Source organism: Rossellomorea sp. QJM3NY_18 (assembly GCF_056173145.1).
Genome location: NZ_CM149659.1, coordinates 2885300 through 2903517, shown reverse-complemented (window position 1 = coordinate 2903517; position 18218 = coordinate 2885300). Strand labels below are relative to the sequence as shown.

The window sequence follows — 18218 nt, the reverse complement described above, 5'->3', positions numbered from 1 at the left end:
TTTATTCTTTTCCTCTTATCATGTTAAAATGTTTAGGATAATAGGGAGGGAACAAAATGGCGAAATACCAATCTCGATTAGACAAACGATCTAAAAAGAATACAAATAAACTGTTAAACATAATGATTGCAATCGTACTTCTATTAATTGTCGTGGTAGGAGGCACCCTCGTTTTTGGAGGGGGCGGCGACGAAAAGGCAACAACAGATGCTCCGAAAAATTCAGAAACCAAGGATGCGGACAAGAGCAACAAGGAGAAAGAAAAAGACAATACCGTTTCCATGGATGAGAAAGACGATTCGAAGGATAAAGCGGACGATAAACAAAAAGACAAAGATAAGAAAAAAGAGGATGAACAAAAGAAAGACAAGTCCTCTGATGAGGATCAAGATTCTGTCGAATTAGATGGGGAAGACCAAAGTAAGATGAAAGTCGAGGAAGGTACAGAACCGAATGTGGTGAAAACCATGGTGCATCCCGACTGGAAGCCGATCGGCACCGAGCAGACAGGTGAACACGTATCCGTCTATGAAGAAGGATCTGTCGACTGGCAGGAGAAAATCGAGGCAACTTCTTATGCTACAGGCATCCCTGAAGGCAACATGACCGTCTGGTGGATGGAAGGGAATGGCGGTCCTCAGAAGTCCATGGCGACCGTGACGGCTAAGGATACAAAGACACCTTACAGAGTGTACCTCCAATGGGTCGACGGCAAAGGATGGCAGCCGACGAAAGTACAGGAATTAAAGGAAAATGATAAAGACTGATTTAAATGAAAAGGCTCTTCCAATCATATGGAAGGGCCTTTTTGCATGAATTACTTCTTCACCTTAAAATGAACCATGGCACTGTACAATCTTCTGCCGTTCTCATCGATGGAAACGGAATGATCCACGTGATGGACGCTCAGCATGATGGCTTTATTATGCTGGATCTGTTCGTCTACCTTTTTCTCCAAAGTCCTGAGATTGTCAGCTTCAAAAAATTCCACTTTATCTTCTATTAAATCGAATGAAATATTCATGGTGAACCTCCTTATTACGCATGATCTGGATAGGCTTTCTCCCTCTATTTTAGAGTCCCCCCACCCTTTTGACAATGAATAATTGTTGAATTCATCAGGAGAATATGATAATTTAATAACAGTTTTAAAATTAATTCATAGTATGTTTATAGGAATTATAAACTTAATGTGGCTGAGGTGCTGAACGATGGGGAGAGAATTTTTGGATTTGTTCCAGGACTGGGCAGATTCTTATGATGATACGGTGACAGGGAATGATGAGGAATATCAAGCGGTATTCGAACACTATGATTCGATTCTTGACGAAGTGGTTTCCCGTTCAAAGGGGAAGGTGGTCGAGTTTGGACCCGGTACAGGAAATTTAACAAAGAAGCTATTAGATGCAGGGCTCGAGGTCATTCCTTTTGAACCGTCTCCTGAAATGAGGGCGATTGGAATGCAGAAGCTTGGCGATTTGGTCACATTCCGTGACGGTGATTTTCTGGATTTTTCCTTAGAAGGAAACGCTGATTCCATTGTAAGCTCTTATGCATTCCATCATTTAACCGATGAAGAAAAGGGAAAAGCTTTCGGCATTTATGGAAAGCTCCTAGTACAAGGTGGTAAAATAGTATTTGCCGATACGATGTTTGAAACGGATCAGCATTATCAAGCCGCCATATCCCAAGCAATAAAAAAAGAGTATATCAATCTGGCTGAAGATTTAAAACGGGAATATTACACGACTCTTGAAGTGTTAAAAGAGCTTTTACGTGATAATGGGTTTTCCGTACAGTTTCAGCAAGTGAATACATTTGTGTGGATCATGGAGGCGACTAAACAGTAGAAAGAGGTTTTAGCAATGAAAATCGCCATCATCGGAGCAATGGAAGAAGAAGTAGCCTTACTGAGAGAAAATATATCAAACCCGACAATGGAAACGATCGCCGGGTGTGAATATACAAGCGGTACCATGAATGATAAAGAAGTGATCTTACTTCGTTCAGGAATCGGAAAAGTGAATGCAGCGATGTCAACTGCGGTTCTGCTGCAGCATTTCAAACCGGATTGCATCATCAACACAGGGTCAGCAGGAGGATTCGATCCTTCTCTAAACGTTGGGGATGTCGTCATTTCCACTGAAGTAAGACATCATGATGTGGATGTAACGGCTTTTGGATATGAATACGGCCAGGTCCCGCAGCTCCCGGCAGCCTTCACAGCAGATGAGAAATTGAAGCAAACCGCCATCGACAGCGTCAAGGAGCTTGGAGGTGCACAGGTGGTGTCCGGATTGATTGCCACTGGCGACTCATTCATGAATGATCCAGTGCGGGTCGATGCGATCCGTGACAAATTCATGGATTTGCAGGCAGTGGAAATGGAAGCGGCAGCCATCGCGCAAGTGGCGCATCAATTCAACGTACCATTTGTCATCATCCGCTCCCTTTCGGATATCGCCGGTAAGGAATCGGATGTGTCGTTCGAACAATACCTGGAAAAGGCTGCACTTCATTCGGCTAAAATGGTCATGAACATCGTGAAATCTGTTTAATACAAAGAGAATACAGCTGACCCAGGCATCTCCCTCTCATCACGTGAACGAGACATGTTCAGACGAACGGTCCATTCATCGGTAGTGAAGACGGATTGGTGAAAGGGTCAGTTTTTGTTTGAAAGGGGATTGAATGAATGGACGTGTATAAAAGTGTACATGACCTGATAGGGAATACACCGATTGTTGAACTGAGACATTTCCAGCTGAAGAACGGAGTCCGTCTCTTCGCGAAGCTTGAATTCTTTAACCCCGGAGGCAGCGTGAAGGATCGATTGGGACTTGAGCTATTAAGAGATGCAGTGGAGAACGGTAAGATCATGCAGGGAGGAACCTTCATCGAACCGACGGCAGGCAATACGGGAATCGGCTTGGCTTTAGCCGCCGTGAACTCAGGATATAAAGTGAAATTCTGTATTCCTGAAAAATTCAGCATGGAAAAGCAGGAACTGATGAAAGCCCTTGGAGCGGAAATCGTCCATACCCCTACTGAAGAGGGGATGATGGGAGCGATCGCGAAAGCAGCGGAATTGGTGAACGAAATTACCAACTCGTATTCCCCGCAGCAATTTGGGAACGAAGCCAACCCGGACACGTATTACAAAACATTGGGCCCAGAACTGTGGAAGCAGATGGATGGAGAGATTCATACCTTCATCGCCGGTGCCGGCACCGGGGGAACCTTCATGGGGACTGCCCGCTATCTCAAAGAAATGAAGGATACCATTAAAACGGTCATCGTTGAACCTGAAGGATCCATCTTGAATGGGGGAGAATCAGGACCTCATAAAACAGAAGGAATCGGTATGGAATTTCTTCCGGATTATATGGATTCAGCGTATTTTGACAGCATCCACACCGTCACGGACGAGGATGCATTCAGAAGAGTGAAAGAACTGGCCGCTAAAGAAGGCTTACTGGTGGGAAGCTCCTCAGGTGCAGCCCTCCATGCAGCACTCCTTGAGGCGGAACAGGCGGAACCGGGAAGTCATATCGTCACCATTTTCCCGGACTCAAGCGAGCGATATTTAAGTAAAAAAATTTATCAAGGAGGAATCTAATCATGAAAAAGAAAACGCAATTAATCCACGGTGGTATCCCGACAGATCCTCAAACAGGTGCCGTATCCACTCCCATCTATCAGGTGAGTACGTATAAGCAGGATGAAGTAGGAAAGCACAAGGGATTCGAATATTCACGGTCAGGAAATCCTACCCGACACGCCCTTGAAGAGCTGATCAAAGATCTTGAAGGCGGGGAAAAAGGCTTTGCATTCGGTTCGGGGATGGCGGCGATCACTGCAGTCATGATGATGTTCAACAGCGGGGATCATATCGTGATGACAGATGATGTATATGGCGGAACATACCGTGTCATGACCAAGGTATTGAACCGAATCGGCATCGAGTCCACATTCGTTGATACAAGCGATGTCAGCAATATCGAAAAAGCCATCCAGCCAAATACAAAAGCGGTTTATATTGAAACACCGACCAACCCATTACTTAAAATCACGGATATCGAGGGAGCCGCTTCATTTGCTAAAAAACACAATCTGCTAACCATCGTAGATAATACGTTCAGCACACCTTACTGGCAAAACCCGATTGCCCATGGAGCAGACATTGTCCTCCACAGTGCAACGAAGTACATCGGGGGGCACAGCGACGTGGTCGCTGGACTCGTGGTAGTGAATTCAGCAGAACTGGCTGAAGAATTATTCTTTGTACAGAATTCCACAGGCGGGGTCCTTGGACCGCAGGATTCATGGTTATTGATTCGCGGGATCAAGACTTTAGGGCTGCGCATGGAAGAGCATGAAGAGAATACACGGAAAATTGTCGAGTTCCTGACAGCTCACCCGAAAGTATCAAAAGTTTACTATCCAGGACTTGAAACTCATCCAAATCACGCCATCGCCAAGAAACAGGCCTCAGGATTCGGTGGGATGGTGTCCTTTGATGTAGGTAGTGAAGAAAATGCAGACCGTCTGCTAACCAATACGAAATATTTCACTCTGGCTGAAAGTCTCGGCGCAGTGGAAAGTCTTATTTCCGTCCCGGCACGCATGACGCACGCATCGATTCCGGCAGAGCGTAGGAACGAACTTGGTATCACGGACGGTCTTGTCAGGATCTCTGTCGGTCTTGAAGATGTGGAAGATCTGATTGAAGATATCGAAAACGCACTTTCCAAGTAACCCATGGCAGAACTGGTATCAATTACATGGTAGGCTGGATGGAATCATGTGTTACCATAGAATGAGAGTTTACTAGTTCTAAAGTAGGTGGATGCAATGAAGAACACAAGCAAAAAGACCATTCAACATAAGGTCGTCGATTTCAAACGATTTGGATTTACATTACTTGCACTGAGTGTCTTTATGTATTTAGGTGTCATCATTCCGACAGTCACGGTCACACCAGGTAAAATGATACCCCTCATGACAGGGACCGTTGCTTTACTCGGGCTGTCACTATATTTCTTCACAAAAGCAATCAAATATAAAAAAGATCTGCAATCAGATGAATAATAGATGAAAAAAGCGGGTTCTCATGGAGAATCCGCTTTTTCATGTGGAAATTTGTAGAAAAAATAATGAGGAAAAGAGTTTACTTTAGTGTAAGAATTGGATATACTAACCAATGTAAGAAAAAAATCACAAGAGGGAGGTCGAAGGAAATGTTCGTGCTTATTGGAAAAAAAGACACAACTTCATATTGTTTTTATCATTCGACCACTTGTGGGATGTTTTCTGCTTAATTTGAATTTCATTCAATAATAGCCACAGGGAGAATGTAGATCCCTGTGGCTTTTTTGTGCCACAAGGATCAGTCGCTTTGTGGCTTTTTATTATGCCCTGCAGACCTGCAGGAACTTTGAAAGGGGTGATATTGTATGACACTGAATCTTTTATTTATAACGGTAACCTTCAATAAGAAACAGGAAACGTTTGAAGAAGCTTCTCATAACGAGATGGTTTCAAAAAGCTATGAAGAAACGAAAACAAAGCAGCACTATATGTCTCAAATGTTTTAATCCTAAAAAAACAACAGATGGAGAGGAGAATGAAAAATGATTTATATACAGGAGAAAATGCTGAATGCGCTATGGGTAGAGAAGGATACTGCCTAACGAACCAGAAGGTGGTGGAGAGATGTTTTTGAATATAGTCATTTGGTCTGCTTTCTTTCATAGAAAGAGGACCCGGGAATTGAAATAACAAATGAAAGGAGGATCCCCTAAGGCTCGGGGGTCCTCCTTTTGTCATCGGTCACATATCTGTCAATACTTAGTAAAGAATTGTTCACGGATGGAAGGGGAATATCCTTTTTTTCGTGATACATTAATAGTAAGAAGTGCAGTTTAATGAGGGAGAGGGATGACGATGTTTTCAATGATCATGGGTCTTATCCTGACGTCTGTAATTGGTTTGATCATTTCTGCTGAAGTCAGTGTAGAATAGAAAAAAAGAAAAGCGGTCCTGGACCGCTTTTCTTTATTGAGGTTTATTCCTTTTTTCTTTTTCCTCACGATAAAATTCATGAAACATCTTCATGAGGGCCCTTTTTTCGATACGTGAGACGTAGCTCCTCGAAATCCCCAGTTCCTTTGCAATTTCCCTTTGCGTTTTTTCTTCTTTCAAATCCAGCCCGAACCGACCGACGATGACTTCTTTTTCCCTCTCGTCCAATACACAAATATATTTTCTGACCTTTTCGAGTTCCATGCTTAATTGGATTGTATCGATGACATCATCGCTTTCCGATTTTAATATATCGATCAAGCTGATTTCATTTCCTTCTTTATCCTGGCCGATGGGATCGTGGAGTGAGACATCTTTTTTGGTTTTCTTAAGGGCACGTAGGTGCATGAGAATTTCATTCTCGATACATCGAGCCGCATAGGTGGCAAGCTTCGTGCCTTTTCCTTCTGAGTAACTTTCAATCGCCTTGATCAACCCGATGGTCCCGATGGAAATCAAATCTTCTGGATCTTCGCCTGTGTTTTCGAATTTCTTGACGATGTGGGCAACCAACCTGAGATTATGTTCGATGAGCATGTTGCGGGCGTGTTCATCCCCTTCTGCCATCAGCTTTAGATATTTTCGTTCATCTGCAGCGGACAGTGGTTGCGGAAAGGCATTATTCTTTACGTAAGAAACTAGGAAAATTAACTCCTTAAAGAAATACCCCAGTGCTGTTAGTACGCCAGACATATTTACACCTCCATGAGGACTTAAGCCTATACTCATTCATATGATAAAAAGGGAATGTCCTTGCATGTCCGGTGAAAGTAATCGGAAAATGGAACATTTTTTTCCAAATTGAATTCAATAATAAAGATGTAACTGCCTATACGCTCATTCCCCATGTACATATACTGTTAGTAAAAGTGAGTGAGGAGGTATGGTCATGCCTTATGGATATCCATGTTACGGACCAGTCTATCCAGGTTGCTATGGCGGCGGGGGATTCTACTTTGCTTTAGTCGTTGTATTGCTAATCTTGCTTTTCCTATTTGGTGGCTGGTGGTACGTCAATAACTGTTAGCCTGATACGAAGTGCATGAAGACTTAAAGAGAGCCCAGTTCACGAGGAACCGGGCTCTCTTATATGCCTTACATCTTCTTCAGTGTGAAAGGGCTGACCATTAATACAGAAAGCGCGATGGTCATACACACAATCAGCACACTCGACACAAATGGAATAAGAAGATAGCTCAGTGTCAGTAAACAGCCCGCTGCTGTAATGGGAAGGCCGGTAAAATAGCCGTCATTTTCTGAAATGTTGAAGCGGGCCAACCGGTAAGCGCCACAGGCTAAATATAAAACGGTGAAGAACATGCCGGGAAAGTCAAACTGACTGAGAACGGCCGTATACATAAGCAATGCAGGGGCCACACCAAAGGAAATGATGTCGCTCATGGAATCCAGCTGCTTTCCTAACTCCGACTCGATGTTTAACTTCCTTGCCACCAATCCATCGAATCTGTCGGTCAACGCAGCGATGAAAATGAGGATCAAGCTTAGATGTAATTGGTTATGATAAACGGAAATGATAGCAAAACCACCTAATGATAAATTCGAGAGGGTAATCAGGTTGGCTGTTTGAGTTTTAAGCTTTTTGAACGTTTGATCGAGTACTCCGGAGAGAAACAATCATCACTCACTCCTTCTTTTAAGTTTGCTCACTGTTGAACAAGGTACATGGCTGAAATATGTCTTAACAAGTGCCTGCTCTTCTGGTTAACGTTGATGGTTAACCTCACATAGTGAAAAAAGATTCTTATTCATATAGTATATAAGTATATTTTATTATATACTTATTAAACTGTTAAAGTTAATCGTTTTTTAAATTGAGTGGGATTTGACCAGGATCAGCCTTCTGAGGAAAGAACAGACAGTAGGTCAGTATTTTGAAATGTGATGCTATCTTAGCATATATTCCATAAAAAAGAGGACGGATTTTATATAAATCCGTCCCGTTTCATGTTAGTATTCTACGAAGTAGCTTTAATTTTATTTGTAAGAGATCGACGGTGAATTTCCATTTCGATGAGGCGAATGAATTCTGTATTGAGTTTCAGCTCCAATGCTTTGTAATAAGAATCAATCAACAGTTCGTCCGATAATTTCCTCATTAATGACACCTCCATTATTCATCATCTTTTTATTCGAAACTTAATGTAAGTACGTTTTTTAGTAGTAATGTAACTTTACCAAAATTATTTTTTCAGAACAAGCGTTCCGTTATCCACAGTTCATGGTGGATAAGTTGTGACTAACTTGTATATAACTGGTAAATAAAGCTTGTTTGTGTTCTGTATAATGTGAATAAGGTTATCCACAAGTATGCGGAAAACTGGAAATTTGTCGAAAAATATTTATTTCTTATAAGAATATGTTTGGAATTCCAGGAATATATATGATTTATTTTGAATCTGTATGTAAAATTGGTTATCATTAATCTGTTATAGGTTAAAGGTATACTATAGAAATCTTTCCTCTAGTCGTGGAACGTTCATCTAATGAAAATATATCGAAAGCAGTTCATCATATAATCGATAAAGAAATTTGAGGTGTAGCATGTGATTAAGCAGTTTTTACCCAATGAACAGGTCCAGGATATTTTTAGTATCACCCCGGGGCATCTTAAGGAAAAAGGGATCAAGGCCGTCATTACCGACTTGGATAATACGTTGGTGGAGTGGGACAGGCCAAACGCCACTCCGAAATTGATCCAATGGTTCAAGGACATGCAGGAGCAGGGGATCCTTGTGACCATTGTATCCAATAACAATAAAAACCGCGTAGGGGCATTCTCCGAACCTTTGGGTGTCCCATTCATCTTCCAGGCACGAAAGCCTATGGGCCGTGCTTTTAAGAAAGCGATCAAACAAATGGGCGTAAAGAAGGAAGAGACGGTTGTCATCGGCGATCAGCTATTAACGGACGTATTAGGTGGAAACCGCAGTGGCTTCCATACGATACTGGTCGTGCCTGTGGCTCAATCGGATGGTTTCTTTACAAAGTTCAATCGTCAGGTAGAACGCAGAATCATGAACTTTTTCAAGCGTAAAGGCATGCTTGAGTGGGAGGACAAAAATTGAGTGAAGTTGTATGTATAGGATGCGGCGTTGAAATCCAGACGGAAAATAAAGAAGGTATGGGCTATGCGCCTCCTTCTGCTCTTCAAAAAGAAGAGATCATTTGTCAGCGCTGTTTCAGATTAAAGCATTATAATGAAGTACAGGATGTTCCGTTGACTGATGATGATTTCCTGAAAATACTGAATGAGCTTGGTGACTCTGAAGGGCTTATTGTCAAAGTGGTAGACATCTTTGACTTTAATGGAAGCTGGCTTCCGGGTCTACACAGGTTTGTCGGGTCCAATCCGATCCTTCTGATAGGAAACAAGGTGGACCTATTGCCGAAATCGGTGAAACACTCCAAGCTGATTCATTGGATGAAGCATGAAGCAAGTCAGTTGGGATTGAAACCGATTGACGTTCAATTGGTGAGCGCTTCCAAGGGGCAGGGGATCGCTGAGGCAATCGAAGCGATCGAGGAATATCGTAATGGAAAAGATGTATACGTGGTAGGATGTACAAACGTAGGGAAATCCACTTTCATCAACCGCATCATCAAACATGTCTCAGGGGAGCAGGATGTTATCACGACTTCACACTTCCCTGGTACGACTCTTGATATGATTCAAATTCCCTTGGATGATGAAGAATCATTGATCGATACACCCGGCATCATCAATCATCATCAGATGGCCCATTTTGTAGATAAACAGGATTTGAAAATCATAACGCCTAAAAAAGAAATCAAGCCCAGAACGTTCCAATTGAATCCGGAACAAACTTTGTTCTTCGGTGGATTGGCCCGTTTTGATTTCATGGCTGGTGAGCGTCAGCCGTTTACTTGCTATTTCTCAAATGAGCTGTCCATCCATCGAACGAAGATTGAAAAGGCGGATGAACTCTATAAAAATCATGCGGGAGAATTATTGCAGCCTCCAAGAAAAGACGATATGGATACATTCCCTCCACTTGTGAGGCATGAGTTTAGGATCAAAGAAGCGAAAACGGATATCGTTTTTTCAGGATTGGGATGGATTACCGTCAATGACGCTGGAGCGACCATTGCCGCTCATGTTCCGAAAGGTGTCAGCGTCTTTTTACGAAAATCATTGATCTAGGAGGGATTCTGTGGCTCTTTATGGTGTGATAGGGGACCCGATTGCTCACTCAATGTCTCCTTTGATGCATAATCGCGCGTTTGAAGATAACGGAATAAACGCTGAATATGTTCGATTTCATGTAAAGAAAGAGCAGCTTCCCGACGCCATCCGTGGAATCAAAGCCTTGGGAATTCAGGGAGTGAATGTGACGGTTCCTCATAAAGAACAAGTCATGTCCCTCCTCGATGGGATCGATCCATTGGCAGAAGCCATCGGAGCTGTCAACACGATCGCAAATGAAAATGGGAAGCTGATTGGATATAATACAGACGGTCTTGGATTTGTTGAAGGCTTGAAGAAGATAGCCGGTGATCGTCTGGAAAACAAGTCGATGCTGATCATCGGTGCCGGCGGTGCAGCCAGGGCCATATATTATACACTTGCCTCTTCGGGTGTAAGGAAGATCGATGTCACCAACCGGACCCCGGGAAGGGCAATGAAGATGATGGAAGCCTGCCCGTTTCCGTTGGATTCTTCGTTCCTTACCCTTGAAGCTGCCGAGAACGAATTGCACCATTATGATGCTATCATCCAGACGACGTCTATCGGCATGTTTCCTCATATTGAAGACAGTCCGATAAAGGTCAATGAATTAAAGCAGGGGAGCATCGTCTCGGATATCATCTATAATCCACTGGAAACATCATTACTGAAGCAGGCTAAACAAAAAGGTGCCCTGACTCAAAACGGACTCGATATGTTCGTTTATCAGGGAGCCCACTCATTTAAGAAGTGGACTGGAATCTTTCCGTCCTATTCCATTATGAGGGACACCGTTTTACAACAACTAGGAGGTTAACATGTTAACAGGTAAACAAAAAAGGTTTTTACGTTCAGAAGCACATCACTTAAATCCGGTTTTTCAAGTAGGAAAAGGCGGAGTCAACGATAATATGATTAAAACGGTCGGTGAAGCAATTGAAATAAGGGAATTGATGAAAATCAGCATCCTTCAAAACTGTGATATGGATAAGTCTGACGTTGCACAGGAACTTTCGGAAGGTGTAGGGGCTGAAATTGTCCAGATCATTGGAAATACCATTGTCCTATACAAAGAATCGAAAGAAAACAAGCAATTAATCCTGCCAAGATAAGGATCGATACGATGATGAAAAAAAAGGTTGGACTTCTGGGAGGGACATTCAATCCTCCCCATATGGGTCACTTGGTCATTGCAGAGCAGGTGTTAGAAAAGGCACAATTAGATGAAATCCGCTTTCTTCCTAACCATGTACCTCCCCACAAACAGGTGGATGAAAGGGTAACAGTGGATCAACGGCTTCGGATGCTAGAGGCAGCCATTGGGGGTCATCCCCGTTTTTCCATTGAACGGATCGAACTCGAACGTCAGGGTGCCTCCTACACATATGACACCATCAAGCTTTTGATGGAAAGAGAAGAGAACACCGAATTTTCGTTTATCATAGGCGGAGATATGATCGAGTATCTCCCGAAGTGGTATAAAATCGATGAGCTTCAGACTATGGTGAAGTTCATCGGGGTCAATCGTCCGGATTATACCCATGAGACTTCCTTTAACGTACAATTGATCGAAGTGCCGGCCATCGACCTTTCTTCTTCTTACATTCGTGACACAGTAAATAAGGGACAATCGGTTCGCTATTTGGTTCCGGACGACGTGTATCGATTTATCAAGGAGGAGAAGTTATATGAATAGGGAAAAAGCACTCGATATGGTTAAAAAGCATTTGACTGAACATCGCTACATTCACACATGTGGTGTAATGGAGACGAGCATTGAGCTTGCGAAACGATATGGAGCCGATGAGAAAAAGGCTGAAACAGCTGCGATCTTTCATGACTATGCAAAGTTTCGGGATAAACAGGAAATGCAGGGGATCATTGAAAGGGAGAGTCTTTCAAAGGATCTTTTACTATATAATGGCGAGTTATGGCACGCGCCCGTAGGAGCTATCCTTGTTGAACGTGAGATCGGGATAGAAGACCGGGATATCCTGAATGCCATCCGCTTCCATACTTCCGGGAAAGAGGGGATGACGGTACTCGACAAGGTGGTTTATTTAGCTGACTATATTGAGCCGAATCGCAGGTTCCCTGGGGTGGAAGAAGTGAGGGAGCTTGCTAAGGAATCATTGGACCTTGCACTCATTAAAGCTCTTCAGAATACGATCACGTTTCTTATGAAAAAGAATCAAGCGATCTATCCGGATACATTTCGCTTTTACAATGAACTGACATTAAATCAGAGGAGATGAAGGAATGGAACAAAATTTAGTAGAATTAGCATTTAAAGCTGCTGATGATAAACGCGCTGAGGATATTGTTGTATTGGATATGAAAGGTGTTTCGTTGATTGCGGATTATTTCCTGATCTGCCACGGAAACTCGGACAAACAGGTACAGGCGATCGCGCGTGAATTGAAAGACGCAGCAGAAGAAAAGGGGTACACAGTCAAACGACTGGAAGGATTTGACCAGGCACGCTGGATATTAGTTGATTTAGGCGATGTCGTCGCTCACGTGTTCCATAAAGAAGAAAGAGGTTACTATAATCTTGAACGTTTATGGGGAGACGCATCATTCGTCGAGGTCGGACAAGGTGAGAACCTCTAAATGAGCTATGAGCGTTTTGCTTATGTATATGATTATTTAATGCAGGACGTCCCATACGACGGCTGGTTGGAATATGTGAACCGGCAGGCAGAACATTATTCGATCCAAGGGAAGAAAGTTCTTGATATCGCTTGTGGAACAGGGGAATTATCGTTGAGGCTAGCGCGTGACGGATATGATGTGACGGGGGTCGACTTGTCTCAGGACATGCTCACCATCGCTCAGGAAAAGGCATCGGCACAGAATGTTCAGATCCAGTTATTTCAACAGGATATGTCGAGACTCGATTCCCTTGGTGAATACGACATCATTACGATTTTTTGTGATTCATTGAATTACCTGGAAGACGAGAATGACGTGGAGAACACATTTAATAGGGTCTATGCCCATCTAAAGCAGGATGGGCTATTCCTTTTTGATGTGCATTCCATTTACAAAATGACGCAGATATTCATGAACCAAACCTTTACCCTGTCAGATGAACAGGTATCCTATATATGGGATTGCTTCCCCGGTGAAGTTCCCAATAGTGTGGAACATGAACTGACTTTTTTCGTGGAAGATGAGGAAACCGGACAGTACGAGAGAGTGGAAGAATTGCACAAACAGCGTACCTATCCAATCCTTATGGTAAAGGAGTGGCTCGTCCGCATCGGATTCGATGTGTTGAATATAACAGCGGACTTTACGGAAGAATCTCCGTCAGATAAGAGTGAGAGAATCTTCTTCGCGTGTAAAAAGAAATAATCAAAAGCCGGGTCGTCTCAAAATGAGAGCGATCCGGCTTATCTTCGTTGAAGACAGGATTGAAATTTTAGAAAAAAGAAGGGAAAAATCAATTTATGTCGAAGTATTAAGTAAAGGGTAATCTTCCTAGACCCCGAACTGTGATTTGGTTCCTTCAATATCATCCACGAATTTTTCCTGCGTGGCTTCAAATAGCTTCTCGAAGACATCTCCCAACTCTCTTTCCATTACAGAAATCCCTATCCCGGTCACCCCTCCTTTTACACAAACCTTCTCTTGAAGTGTCGGTAACGTATAGATGTTCTTTTTCAGCAGGTCCCCAAGACCCACCAGCATTTCAGAAGCGAGGACAGTTGCTGTTTCAGAATCTATCTCAGTCACTTCCGCTGCAGCATCAATGAATCTCTGCGTCACATAACTGAAAAAAGCCGGCCCGCAGCTGACGATATCAGACGCTACCCGAGTTACATTTTCCTCAATCTCGACTGGAGTAGAGATTTGTCCGGCAAACTTCGTTAATTCCCGTCTCCATTTATCTGAACAATGACTTCCATATGTTAGAAGTGACACACCACTCAGTGCGCGGTTTGTGATGCTTGGAATGAATCGTGCGCAGGAACAGGGTAATAAGGATTCCAATTGATTCACACTTACCGGGCTTGTGATGGAAACGACACATTTGTCCTTTGTGAAGTTTTTCTTATTCTCTTGAATCACATCATACACATCATGCGGCTTGACACAGATGAAGACCAGATCAGATGAAGAAATGACCTCTTCATTCGTACGAGCTATGTTCACGTTGCGGAATTTCTCTTTTATATCCTCGGCTTTTTTTAATGAACGATTCGTAATATGAAGATGTGAAGGAGAAATCGCCTGTGATTCAATGAGAGCTTCAATAATGATTTTCCCCATGTTTCCCGTTCCGATGATACCTATTTTCATGTTCAGCCCTCCTTCTTTCCCACTCTCTCCTAAAGGGTATGAATTCCATGCAATGAATATTCCAACAGAGGTGATTTCCATGCAGTCCTTAATCGAAAAGTACCGAACCATCCTTGTGATCCTCGCGATTTGTGCCGTTTTCCTGATTGGGTATATATTGAAAAATGCCGGGGAGGCTCCCGTTGAAGAACCTTCCTTTACTGCAGCAGCAGAAGTGAAAGTGCCTGAAAAGCCTGAAAATCCTGAAATAGCGAAGAGTCCTGAAAAAGTGTTTGTGGACGTAAAGGGTGAGGTGGTGAATCCCGGTCTTTATGAAGTCAAGCAGGGAGACAGGCTTAAGTTCGTCATAGACATGGCCGGTGGATTCACAAAGGATGCAGACAAAAAGTTGATGAATCTCGCCGTTAAAGTGACGGACGAAATGATGATCTATGTCCCGAAAATCGGTGAAATGGAAACGACGCCTCAGTCACTTCCTGCCCCTGTTTCTTCAGGTCCGGAATCAGGAGAGGATAAACTCAATATCAATACAGCCTCAGAAGCCGAATTCGAGACCCTTCCTGGAATAGGACCATCGAAAGCAGCCACCTTTATCCAATACCGTGAAGAAAATGGTCCGTTCAAATCCATTGAAGAAATCACAAACATTTCAGGAATTGGAGAAAAAACTTTCGAGAAATTAAAAGAACATATTTTTGTCCAATGATTGACGAAATGCAGGTAGTATTTATACACTTAAACAAGCATTAAAATAAAACGCAAAACAAGAGAAGGGAGAATGGGGATGGAAAGAATTGCATGGCATCAATATTTCATGGCTCAAAGTCAACTGCTCGCCCTCCGCAGCACGTGTACGAGACTGGCGGTGGGGGCAACCATCGTCCGTGATAAGCGGATCATTGCAGGAGGCTATAATGGCTCCATAGCAGGCGGAGATCATTGTATAGATGAAGGGTGCTATGTCATTGACAATCACTGTGTGAGGACCATCCACGCAGAAATGAATGCACTCCTGCAATGTTCTAAGTTCGGGGTAGGGACGGAGAATGCGGACATATACGTTACGCATTTCCCTTGCCTTCAATGCTGTAAGGCGCTCATACAGGCGGGTATCAAAACAGTTTACTATGCAAAAGATTATAAAAATCATCCGTACGCCATCGAGCTGTTCAAAAAGGCAGACGTCCATGTGGAAAAAGTGCCTTTCCAGGAAAGCAGTATCGATGTGAAACACAAGGAAAAAGCAACGCTCATGATCCGATTGATAGAGGATCTGAGGCAACAGGGAGTTGCCGAGGAGAAGCTTCACTATTATGAGCAAGAATACATAAAGCTTTTTAATGAGTAGAGGCTTATGCATCTATTTGGCGTTGTCGGCTCTATCAGGGACATTGCTGGCACTTCAATTTCTTTGGGGTGCTGTCGTCCTTGTTCTCCTCATCCTATCCCTTTTCCTCAGAAAAGTGCCCCGTACCATCCTTTTCGTTTCATTTCTCCTGGTAATCATTTCTTACTTTCACACCTTTTTATATGAGAAAAACCAGAAATCAGATCTTACCCCGCAATCTGAACCTTCAACCCATCAAGTATTTATAGATGAGATCCCCACCATTGACGGAAGCTCCTTTGTTTCATTTGCGAAAGTGAAGAATGAGAAAATCCTGCTTCGTTATTATTTTTATACCGAAGAGGAAAAACGGAAATTTTCAGAAATAAATCCCGGTTTTGTTTGCAATGTTAAAGGACAGGTGGCAGAACCTCAGCCGGGTAAAAATCCAAATTCATTCAATTATAAAAACTATCTGTCCCATCAAGGGGTATATTGGATCCTTGAGGTACAGGGATTTGAGGGATGTGTGGATCGAAGCACCTGGAAACATGCCCTTACACAGCTTAGATTTCAAGGATTAAAAAGAATTGAACAGGAGTTCCCCTCTTCAACGGTTGGTATCACACAGGCATTACTGTTCGGGGAGACAGGGATGATTACAGAGGATACACTGAAGGCATTCAGGGAGCTCGGGGTCGTTCATCTCCTTGCCATTTCAGGTCTTCATGTGGGACTTTTGTTTGCGATCCTTCATTATTTATTGCTAAGGATAGGCCTGACGAGGGAAGCGGCATCTTGGACAGGGATTATGTTTCTTCTATGCTATATTATATTGACGGGTGGCTCTCCTTCTGTTGTACGTGCATCCTTCATGCTGATTATCCTCATCCTCGGCAAAAAGACCTCCTGGAATATCGGTGTAATCGATAGCCTGGCCACAGTGTTCCTTCTCATTGTCTTATACGATCCATTCTCGGTTTACAATGTGGGCTTTCAGCTCTCATTCGCAGTCAGTTTTTCACTTGTGCTTTCTTCCCGGACCATTTTACAGGCGTCTTCTTCCTTCAAACAAATGGTCACCGTCACGATGGTGGCCCAATTATCTTCCATCCCCTTCGTGATCTATCATTTCTATGAGTTCTCTTTGATCGGTTTTCTGACTAATATCCTATATGTCCCCCTTTTTTCCATTATCATCCTTCCGATGGCCATCCTCACCTATCTCTTCATTTCAGTAGTATCGGCTGGATGGTCCATGATCCCTTATCAAATTCTTCTTGAAGGAATTCAATGGTTATCCTCTGCCGTTGCTTCTTTTCCATTTAGCACCTTGATAATGGGGAGGCCGAATGCTGTTCTTCTCCTGGGGTATCTCATTCTTATTTATTTTGTATTCGTTGGGATAGAGAGGAGAAAATACCTTTCCATCGTTCTGCTTTTTCTTTTTACCGTCTTTCATCTCTCCTTGAATAACTACCATCCTTATGGAGAGATTGTCTTCATTGATGTAGGTCAGGGAGATGCAACCCTGATCGATCTGCCATACAACCATGGCACATATTTAATTGATGCAGGAGGGGAAGTGACGTTCCCTAAAGAAAAATGGGAGGAGAAAGAAAACCGGTTTTCAGTAGGGGAGGACATTGTGGTGCCTTTTTTAAAAAGTAAGGGAATCACTTCCATTGATGCATTGATTTTAACTCATGGAGATCTTGATCATACAGGGGGAGCGGAAGCGGTATTAAACGAAATGAAAGTCGGAGAATTATTGATCAGTCCCGGCAGCCGTGAGAAGGTGGAGGTGGATAGGATTGTCAAAATGGCTCAGGAAAAAAGGATCTCTGTCAAAGAAGCGATGTATCCGGATAGATGGCGTGGAGACCGTGATGGGCTGCATATCGTATCCCCCCTTGATGCTGAGTATGAAGGGAATAATGACTCCATTGTTCTATACGGTCAATTCGGATCAAAGAAATGGTTGTTTACGGGTGATCTGGAGAAGGAAGGGGAAAAAGCGTTTGTTACAACATTCGATCTGCCTGTGGATGTGTTGAAAATCGGTCATCATGGCAGCAATACCAGTACATCGGAAGCGTTCCTGAATGAAACGAACCCGAAAGTCGCGGTGATCTCCGCGGGAGAAACCAATCGCTTCGGACACCCCCACCCTGAAGTGGTGGAGCGATTAAAGGAAAGGGGAATGACGATTTATAGTACGTCAGTGAGCGGGGCAATCACCTATCGTTTTTGGGATAAAAAAGGAACGTTTTCAGCCCACCTGCCATAGGA

The 18218-nt window shown here is 43.2% G+C and carries 23 protein-coding genes; 18 read left to right on the top strand and 5 right to left on the bottom strand.

Translation table 11 applies throughout. The annotated features are described in order from the left end of the window. Nucleotides 1–56: 56 nt before the first annotated feature. Entirely contained in the window at nucleotides 57–767 is a 711-nt protein-coding gene (locus AC0VXY_RS15045) for a YrrS family protein (RefSeq protein ID WP_475525708.1), read from the top strand. Between the two features lie 50 nt (nucleotides 768–817). Here AC0VXY_RS15045 and AC0VXY_RS15040 read toward each other — a convergent pair whose 3' ends face one another. Beyond that, a complete protein-coding gene (locus AC0VXY_RS15040; RefSeq protein ID WP_060670729.1) occupies nucleotides 818–1024 on the bottom strand; it encodes a DUF2536 family protein in 207 nt (68 codons plus the stop codon). A gap of 187 nt (nucleotides 1025–1211) precedes the next feature. Between AC0VXY_RS15040 and AC0VXY_RS15035 the strand changes: the two genes are divergently transcribed. From AC0VXY_RS15035 to AC0VXY_RS15010, 6 genes are all read left to right on the top strand, one after another. Then, the gene (locus AC0VXY_RS15035; RefSeq protein ID WP_475525707.1) at nucleotides 1212–1850 is read left to right on the top strand and encodes a class I SAM-dependent DNA methyltransferase; all 639 of its coding nucleotides are present in this window, start codon (nucleotides 1212–1214) and stop codon (nucleotides 1848–1850) included. 15 nt (nucleotides 1851–1865) lie between these two features. Then, nucleotides 1866–2558, top strand: a complete 693-nt coding sequence (gene mtnN, locus AC0VXY_RS15030; protein ID WP_435990063.1) for a 5'-methylthioadenosine/S-adenosylhomocysteine nucleosidase — start codon at nucleotides 1866–1868, stop codon at nucleotides 2556–2558. Between the two features lie 137 nt (nucleotides 2559–2695). Then, a complete protein-coding gene (locus AC0VXY_RS15025; protein WP_475525706.1) occupies nucleotides 2696–3619 on the top strand; it encodes a PLP-dependent cysteine synthase family protein in 924 nt (307 codons plus the stop codon). A 2-nt stretch (nucleotides 3620–3621) separates the two neighbouring features. Then, the gene (locus AC0VXY_RS15020) at nucleotides 3622–4758 is read left to right on the top strand and encodes a bifunctional cystathionine gamma-lyase/homocysteine desulfhydrase (RefSeq protein WP_435990065.1); all 1137 of its coding nucleotides are present in this window, start codon (nucleotides 3622–3624) and stop codon (nucleotides 4756–4758) included. Nucleotides 4759–4854: 96 nt separating this feature from the next. After that, nucleotides 4855–5091, top strand: coding sequence for a YrhC family protein (locus AC0VXY_RS15015; protein ID WP_475525705.1), 237 nt, complete (start codon nucleotides 4855–4857; stop codon nucleotides 5089–5091). A gap of 365 nt (nucleotides 5092–5456) precedes the next feature. Then, nucleotides 5457–5597 carry a YrzI family small protein gene (locus AC0VXY_RS15010; RefSeq protein WP_435990067.1) on the top strand — a complete coding sequence of 47 codons (141 nt, stop codon included), beginning with the start codon at nucleotides 5457–5459 and terminating at the stop codon, nucleotides 5595–5597. Nucleotides 5598–6057: 460 nt separating this feature from the next. Here the strand turns inward: AC0VXY_RS15010 and sigK are convergent, their stop codons facing one another. From sigK to sda, 3 genes are all read right to left on the bottom strand, one after another. After that, a complete protein-coding gene (gene sigK, locus AC0VXY_RS15005; protein ID WP_475525704.1) occupies nucleotides 6058–6777 on the bottom strand; it encodes an RNA polymerase sporulation sigma factor SigK in 720 nt (239 codons plus the stop codon). 402 nt (nucleotides 6778–7179) lie between these two features. Further along, nucleotides 7180–7719, bottom strand: a complete 540-nt coding sequence (gene pssA / locus AC0VXY_RS15000) for a CDP-diacylglycerol--serine O-phosphatidyltransferase (RefSeq protein ID WP_435990068.1) — start codon at nucleotides 7717–7719, stop codon at nucleotides 7180–7182. Nucleotides 7720–8060: 341 nt separating this feature from the next. Then, nucleotides 8061–8201 (bottom strand): sporulation histidine kinase inhibitor Sda, encoded by a 141-nt coding sequence (gene sda, locus AC0VXY_RS14995; RefSeq protein ID WP_034757416.1) that lies wholly within the window; start codon nucleotides 8199–8201, stop codon nucleotides 8061–8063. Nucleotides 8202–8648: 447 nt separating this feature from the next. Here sda and AC0VXY_RS14990 point away from each other — a divergent pair, with 447 nt between their 5' ends. The 8 genes from AC0VXY_RS14990 to AC0VXY_RS14955 are packed head-to-tail and all read left to right on the top strand — an operon-like array spanning nucleotide 8649 to nucleotide 13651. Then, nucleotides 8649–9170, top strand: coding sequence for a YqeG family HAD IIIA-type phosphatase (locus AC0VXY_RS14990; protein WP_435990069.1), 522 nt, complete (start codon nucleotides 8649–8651; stop codon nucleotides 9168–9170). Then, a complete protein-coding gene (gene yqeH / locus AC0VXY_RS14985; RefSeq protein ID WP_475525703.1) occupies nucleotides 9167–10267 on the top strand; it encodes a ribosome biogenesis GTPase YqeH in 1101 nt (366 codons plus the stop codon). The genes AC0VXY_RS14990 and yqeH overlap by 4 nt, the downstream gene beginning before the upstream one ends. Nucleotides 10268–10277: 10 nt before the next feature. Continuing rightward, nucleotides 10278–11108, top strand: coding sequence for a shikimate dehydrogenase (aroE, locus tag AC0VXY_RS14980; RefSeq protein ID WP_475525702.1), 831 nt, complete (start codon nucleotides 10278–10280; stop codon nucleotides 11106–11108). A gap of 1 nt (nucleotide 11109) precedes the next feature. Next, nucleotides 11110–11403, top strand: coding sequence for a ribosome assembly RNA-binding protein YhbY (gene yhbY, locus AC0VXY_RS14975; RefSeq protein ID WP_435990072.1), 294 nt, complete (start codon nucleotides 11110–11112; stop codon nucleotides 11401–11403). A gap of 14 nt (nucleotides 11404–11417) precedes the next feature. Next, nucleotides 11418–11987, top strand: a complete 570-nt coding sequence (locus AC0VXY_RS14970; RefSeq protein ID WP_435994449.1) for a nicotinate-nucleotide adenylyltransferase — start codon at nucleotides 11418–11420, stop codon at nucleotides 11985–11987. Beyond that, nucleotides 11980–12546 (top strand): bis(5'-nucleosyl)-tetraphosphatase (symmetrical) YqeK, encoded by a 567-nt coding sequence (gene yqeK / locus AC0VXY_RS14965; protein WP_435990073.1) that lies wholly within the window; start codon nucleotides 11980–11982, stop codon nucleotides 12544–12546. Before AC0VXY_RS14970 ends, yqeK begins: the two co-directional genes overlap by 8 nt. A gap of 4 nt (nucleotides 12547–12550) precedes the next feature. After that, on the top strand, nucleotides 12551–12904 hold the full coding sequence (rsfS, locus tag AC0VXY_RS14960) for a ribosome silencing factor (RefSeq protein WP_034757434.1): 354 nt from the start codon (nucleotides 12551–12553) through the stop codon (nucleotides 12902–12904). Further along, entirely contained in the window at nucleotides 12905–13651 is a 747-nt protein-coding gene (locus tag AC0VXY_RS14955) for a class I SAM-dependent DNA methyltransferase (RefSeq protein ID WP_475525701.1), read from the top strand. A 126-nt stretch (nucleotides 13652–13777) separates the two neighbouring features. Here the strand turns inward: AC0VXY_RS14955 and comER are convergent, their stop codons facing one another. Then, the gene (comER, locus tag AC0VXY_RS14950; RefSeq protein ID WP_475525700.1) at nucleotides 13778–14599 is read right to left on the bottom strand and encodes a late competence protein ComER; all 822 of its coding nucleotides are present in this window, start codon (nucleotides 14597–14599) and stop codon (nucleotides 13778–13780) included. On the opposite strand from comER, the gene AC0VXY_RS14945 reads away from it, so the two are divergent. The 3 genes from AC0VXY_RS14945 to AC0VXY_RS14935 all read left to right on the top strand — a co-directional run bounded on the left by AC0VXY_RS14945 (nucleotide 14583) and on the right by AC0VXY_RS14935 (nucleotide 18216). Next, on the top strand, nucleotides 14583–15305 hold the full coding sequence (locus tag AC0VXY_RS14945; protein ID WP_475525699.1) for a helix-hairpin-helix domain-containing protein: 723 nt from the start codon (nucleotides 14583–14585) through the stop codon (nucleotides 15303–15305). The two genes, comER and AC0VXY_RS14945, sit on opposite strands and share 17 nt — an antisense overlap. A 78-nt stretch (nucleotides 15306–15383) precedes the next feature. Beyond that, nucleotides 15384–15947: a ComE operon protein 2 gene (locus AC0VXY_RS14940; RefSeq protein ID WP_435990078.1), complete on the top strand. Its 564-nt coding sequence runs from the start codon at nucleotides 15384–15386 to the stop codon at nucleotides 15945–15947. Further along, nucleotides 15940–18216: a DNA internalization-related competence protein ComEC/Rec2 gene (locus AC0VXY_RS14935; RefSeq protein WP_475525698.1), complete on the top strand. Its 2277-nt coding sequence runs from the start codon at nucleotides 15940–15942 to the stop codon at nucleotides 18214–18216. Before AC0VXY_RS14940 ends, AC0VXY_RS14935 begins: the two co-directional genes overlap by 8 nt. Nucleotides 18217–18218: the final 2 nt, after the last annotated feature.

Excerpts from the sequence above, each read along its gene's own strand:
- AC0VXY_RS15045 (WP_475525708.1), top strand. The coding sequence starts at position 57 with ATGGCGAAATACCAATCTCGATTAGACAAACGATCTAAAAAGAATACA.
- AC0VXY_RS15040 (WP_060670729.1), bottom strand. The coding sequence starts at position 1,024 with ATGAATATTTCATTCGATTTAATAGAAGATAAAGTGGAATTTTTTGAA.
- AC0VXY_RS15035 (WP_475525707.1), top strand. The coding sequence starts at position 1,212 with ATGGGGAGAGAATTTTTGGATTTGTTCCAGGACTGGGCAGATTCTTAT.
- mtnN (WP_435990063.1), top strand. The coding sequence starts at position 1,866 with ATGAAAATCGCCATCATCGGAGCAATGGAAGAAGAAGTAGCCTTACTG.
- AC0VXY_RS15025 (WP_475525706.1), top strand. The coding sequence starts at position 2,696 with ATGGACGTGTATAAAAGTGTACATGACCTGATAGGGAATACACCGATT.
- AC0VXY_RS15020 (WP_435990065.1), top strand. The coding sequence starts at position 3,622 with ATGAAAAAGAAAACGCAATTAATCCACGGTGGTATCCCGACAGATCCT.
- AC0VXY_RS15015 (WP_475525705.1), top strand. The coding sequence starts at position 4,855 with ATGAAGAACACAAGCAAAAAGACCATTCAACATAAGGTCGTCGATTTC.
- AC0VXY_RS15010 (WP_435990067.1), top strand. The coding sequence starts at position 5,457 with ATGACACTGAATCTTTTATTTATAACGGTAACCTTCAATAAGAAACAG.
- sigK (WP_475525704.1), bottom strand. The coding sequence starts at position 6,777 with ATGTCTGGCGTACTAACAGCACTGGGGTATTTCTTTAAGGAGTTAATT.
- sda (WP_034757416.1), bottom strand. The coding sequence starts at position 8,201 with ATGAGGAAATTATCGGACGAACTGTTGATTGATTCTTATTACAAAGCA.
- yhbY (WP_435990072.1), top strand. The coding sequence starts at position 11,110 with ATGTTAACAGGTAAACAAAAAAGGTTTTTACGTTCAGAAGCACATCAC.
- AC0VXY_RS14970 (WP_435994449.1), top strand. The coding sequence starts at position 11,418 with ATGAAAAAAAAGGTTGGACTTCTGGGAGGGACATTCAATCCTCCCCAT.
- yqeK (WP_435990073.1), top strand. The coding sequence starts at position 11,980 with ATGAATAGGGAAAAAGCACTCGATATGGTTAAAAAGCATTTGACTGAA.
- rsfS (WP_034757434.1), top strand. The coding sequence starts at position 12,551 with ATGGAACAAAATTTAGTAGAATTAGCATTTAAAGCTGCTGATGATAAA.
- AC0VXY_RS14955 (WP_475525701.1), top strand. The coding sequence starts at position 12,905 with ATGAGCTATGAGCGTTTTGCTTATGTATATGATTATTTAATGCAGGAC.
- AC0VXY_RS14945 (WP_475525699.1), top strand. The coding sequence starts at position 14,583 with ATGATACCTATTTTCATGTTCAGCCCTCCTTCTTTCCCACTCTCTCCT.
- comER (WP_475525700.1), bottom strand. The coding sequence starts at position 14,599 with ATGAAAATAGGTATCATCGGAACGGGAAACATGGGGAAAATCATTATT.
- AC0VXY_RS14940 (WP_435990078.1), top strand. The coding sequence starts at position 15,384 with ATGGAAAGAATTGCATGGCATCAATATTTCATGGCTCAAAGTCAACTG.
- AC0VXY_RS14935 (WP_475525698.1), top strand. The coding sequence starts at position 15,940 with ATGAGTAGAGGCTTATGCATCTATTTGGCGTTGTCGGCTCTATCAGGG.